This window comes from Pseudomonas sp. GXM4 (genome assembly GCF_008923895.1).
GTDB lineage: Bacteria > Pseudomonadota > Gammaproteobacteria > Pseudomonadales > Pseudomonadaceae > Aquipseudomonas > Aquipseudomonas atacamensis.
This window is the reverse complement of the sequence record NZ_WBRZ01000372.1, coordinates 1-4,193: the sequence shown is the minus strand read 5'-3', so window position 1 is coordinate 4,193 and position 4,193 is coordinate 1. Positions and strand designations below refer to the sequence as shown.

The window sequence follows — 4,193 nt, the reverse complement described above, 5'->3', positions numbered from 1 at the left end:
GGCCGTTACAGGCGCTAAAGAATGACTTTGGCGCGACGCAGGTCTTCAATTTTCGAAGGGCTAAGTCCCAACTCCCCCAACACCTCATCCGTATGCTGCCCCAACCCCGCGCCAACATGTCTTGGCGCCGGCAACGCCTCGGAGAATTTCAACGGACAGGCCATCTGCGCCTGCGTCGCGCCATCGCCGCGTGGTACTTGGGTCACCAGCTCCCGCGCCTGCATTTGCGGATGGCGCAACGCCTCGCTCAGACTCAGTACCGGCTCGACACAGGCATCGACCCCGGCGAACAACTCACACAGTTCTGCAAAATCATGCCGCTCGAATTCGATGCGCAACGCCTCTTTCAAGGCCTGTTGTTGCTCAGGCCTGGGCGACAACCCTTGCGCGGCCAGTTCCGGCCGGCCCAGCGCCGTGCACAATTGCTGCATGAAGGCCGGCTCAAGACTGCCCACCGACATCCAGCGCCCATCCCGGGTACGGTAATAATCGTAAAAGCTGCCGCCATTGAGCACCTGGTCTTCCCGGCCCGGTTCCGCGCCGCAGGCCAGATAGCCAGCGCCGGCCATGGCGTTCAGGCTGAACGCGCAGTCGGTCATGCTCACATCCAGATGGGTGCCCTGCCCGGTTTGCTGACGGGCAATCACCGCTGCCAGCAAGCCGATCACGCCGTGTAGCGAGCCGCCCGCCACGTCCGCCACCTGCATGCCCAGCGGCAACGGCCCGCTGTCGGCGCGCCCGGTATAGCTGGCAAGCCCGGCCAGCGCGAGATAGTTGATGTCATGCCCGGCGCGTTCCTTGTACGGCCCGGTCTGGCCGTAACCGCTGATCGACACATAAATCAGCTTTGGATTGATCGCCTTCAATGCCTCATAACCCAGGCCCAGACGCTCCATCACCCCGGGGCGAAACTGCTCGAGCACGATGTCGTATTCGCCCAGCAGTTGCTTGATGATCTCCAACGCTTCGGGCTGTTTCAGATCCAGCGCCAGACTGCGCTTGTTGCGGTTGAGGTAGGCGTGACTGGCCGAGACACCGCCATCATGCGGCGGCAGCACCCGCAGCAGATCCATACGGATTGGCGATTCGATGCGCAGCACCTCGGCGCCCATGTCCGCCAGCAGCAACGAGGCGAACGGCCCCGGCAGCAAGGTCGAGAAATCGAGAATCTTCAGTGAGGCCAGCGGTGCAGACATGGGCGAACTCCTTGGGCGATGTACTCAGCCTAGGCAGCCATCGCCGATGCGGCAATCACCGCAAATGTCAGCAGGTGTGACCGTTGCGCTCAAATCCTGGGCAAGAAAAAACCCCTGTGGCGAGGGGATTTATCCCCGTTGGGTCGCGAAGCGGCCCCTTCTCTGGAATTGGAAGAAGAGGCCCGCTGTGCTGTCCATCGGGGGTAAATCCCTCACCACAAGGGATTTTTTACAACCTCACATCGTACTGATGCGCAGTTCTTGTATTTACTTCACATTGCTCGGGGTTGGGCCTTCAGCCACACCCAGGTCGTCTTCTTCACGCTCATCGGAGATACCGCGACCGCCGGAAGCCAGCTCGGTCTGCAGTTGATCGGTGTCCAGTTCCTTGACCCACTTGGCGACGACGATGGTCGCAACAGCGTTACCGACCAGGTTGGTCAGTGCGCGGGCTTCGGACATGAAGCGGTCGATACCGAGGATCAGCGCCAGACCGGCAACCGGCAGGTGACCTACCGCCGACAGCGTTGCGGCCAGCACGATGAAGCCCGAACCGGTCACACCCGCCGCGCCTTTGGAGGACAGCAGCAGCACCAGCAGCAGGGTGATCTGGTGGGTGATGTCCATGTGCGTGTCAGTCGCCTGGGCGATGAACACGGCGGCCATGGTCAGGTAGATCGAAGTACCGTCGAGGTTGAACGAGTAACCGGTCGGGATCACCAGACCCACGACGGATTTCTTCGCGCCCAGACGCTCCATCTTGATCAGCATGCGTGGCAGTGCCGATTCCGACGAAGAGGTGCCCAGTACGATCAACAGTTCTTCACGGATATAGCGCACCAGCTTGAATACGCTGAAACCGTGAGCACGGCAGATCGCACCCAGCACCAGCACGACGAACAGGATGCAGGTGATGTAGAAGCAGATCATCAACTGGCCCAGTTGCACCAGCGAGCCGACACCGTAGGCACCGATGGTGAACGCCATGGCACCGAACGCACCCAGCGGCGCCAGTTTCATGATCATGTTGATGATGTTGAACATCACGTGGGCGAAGCGATCGATCATGTCCAGCAGCGGACGACCGTACGAACCCAGGCGATGCAGGGCGTAGCCGAAGATCACCGAGAACATCAGCACTTGCAGGATGTCACCGGTGGCGAACGCGCCGACGATGGTGTTCGGGATCACATTGAGGAGGAAACCGACAATGCTCTGGTCTTTACTGGCCGTCACGTAGGTGGCGATTTTCGAAGCGTCGAGTGTGGTGACGTCGATGTGCATGCCGGCGCCCGGCTGCACAACGTTGACCACGACCAGACCGATCAGCAGGGCAATAGTCGAAACGATTTCGAAGTACAGCAGCGCGTAGCCGCCGGTCTTGCCCACCGACTTCATGTTCTGCATGCCGGCGATGCCGCTGACAACAGTACAGAAGATGATCGGGGCGATGACCATTTTGATCAGCTTGATGAAGCCGTCACCCAGTGGCTTGAGGGCCACACCGGTCTGCGGATAGAAGTGACCAAGCAGGATGCCGATGGCGATGGCAACGATCACCTGGAAATACAGGGATTTGTACAGTGGCTGACGAGTCGTCATTGCAGGTTTCCTCAAGCGTCCAGCGGCAACATCCATCTGTCGAGCGCTGAACCTTAATTGCGAACCCTCCTGCACTGGAGGGATTTGTTGTTGGAACGGCATTTTTCCCGGTCGGAGAAATGCACGCTTCTGTCGCTTGTATCGCAAACGTCGTGCCAGATTGGTGCGAATGGCAGCAAGCCTTTTGATATCAGGGCCTGGGGGATTTTCCTGTCACCAATCAGTGACTTGAGGCATGGCGGATTTCCGCCAACTGAGCGTTCAGCGTCCTGCAATTTGGCGGAAATCCGCCTTGTTGCGTTGCCGGCCCGCCGTTACGATCGGTGCCTGAACAAGGATTGCCGCTTATGCGCGAACGCACCATCGCCAGTCATTTCGCCCGTGCCGCCCTTGGCGGTGCGCGCCGGCGCGGCCTGGATTATTCAGGCCTGTTACAGCAACTGGGGATCAGCGCGGAATTGCTCGACGAGCCCCGCGCGCGGATTGCCCCGGAGCAGTTCACCCGGCTGATTCAGGGCTTGTGGCTGGTGCTGGACGACGAATACCTGGGTTTCGGCAACGCGCCGAGCAAGCCCGGCAGCTTCGCCATGATGTGCCACGCTTCGATTCACTGCCGTAACCTGGAGAAGGCTCTGCAACGTGGCTTGTTGTTTTACAGCCTGTTCCCCGACGCCCCACGCCTGACCCTGCGTCGCGAAGACGAATGGGTGCGTTTGAGCCTGGACGACGCGCAGTTGTGGGACCCGGATCATTTTCTCAGCGAGAGTCTGTTGGTGATCTGGCACCGCCTCGGCAGTTGGCTGATCGGCCAGCGCATTCGCCTCGAGCAGGCAACCTTCAGCTATCCGCGCCCCGAGCACGGCAGCGAATACGACCTGCTGTTCCCCTGCCCGCTGACCTTTGATGCCGAGCAAAGCAGCCTGCTGTTTCACAGTCGCTACCTGGCCATGCCGCTGTTGCAGGACGAACGCACGCTCAAGCATTTTCTCGAACGCTCCCCCGCCGACCTGCTCTCACGCCCCGACGACGGCGACAGCCTGAGCAGCCGCCTGCGCCGCTTGCTCAGCCGCGACGCTGCGAGTTGGCCGGATCTGGAAGCCGTCGCCGCGCATCTGCATATCAGCCCGCAGACCTTGCGGCGGCATTTGCGTGAGGAAGGCACCAGTTTTCAGGAGCTCAAGGATCAGCTGCGGCGGGATATCGCCATCTATCATCTGGGCCGGGCGGAGCTGTCGTTGCAGCAGATTGCCGAGCAGTTGGGGTTTTCCGAACCGTCAGCGTTTCACCGGGCGTTCAAAAAGTGGACGGGGCTGACACCGGGGGCTTATCGGGCTCAGGAGTTGTGAAGTCAGACGCCTTCGAGAGCAGGCTCGCTCCCACAGGAGAAGGCGTTTC

3 protein-coding genes are annotated in these 4,193 nt (G+C 60.6%); 1 reads left to right on the top strand and 2 read right to left on the bottom strand.

What is annotated here, in order from left to right; translation table 11 throughout:
* Positions 1-14 precede the first annotated feature (14 nt).
* Together F8N49_RS26045 and F8N49_RS26040 are read right to left on the bottom strand one after the other, a co-directional pair.
* The gene (locus F8N49_RS26045) at positions 15-1,196 is read right to left on the bottom strand and encodes a CaiB/BaiF CoA-transferase family protein (protein WP_151553154.1); all 1,182 of its coding nucleotides are present in this window, start codon (positions 1,194-1,196) and stop codon (positions 15-17) included.
* A 267-nt stretch (positions 1,197-1,463) separates the two neighbouring features.
* On the bottom strand, positions 1,464-2,798 hold the full coding sequence (locus F8N49_RS26040) for a dicarboxylate/amino acid:cation symporter (protein ID WP_056788109.1): 1,335 nt from the start codon (positions 2,796-2,798) through the stop codon (positions 1,464-1,466).
* A 347-nt stretch (positions 2,799-3,145) separates the two neighbouring features.
* On the opposite strand from F8N49_RS26040, the gene F8N49_RS26035 reads away from it, so the two are divergent.
* A complete protein-coding gene (locus F8N49_RS26035) occupies positions 3,146-4,144 on the top strand; it encodes an AraC family transcriptional regulator (protein WP_151553152.1) in 999 nt (332 codons plus the stop codon).
* Positions 4,145-4,193 lie beyond the last annotated feature (49 nt).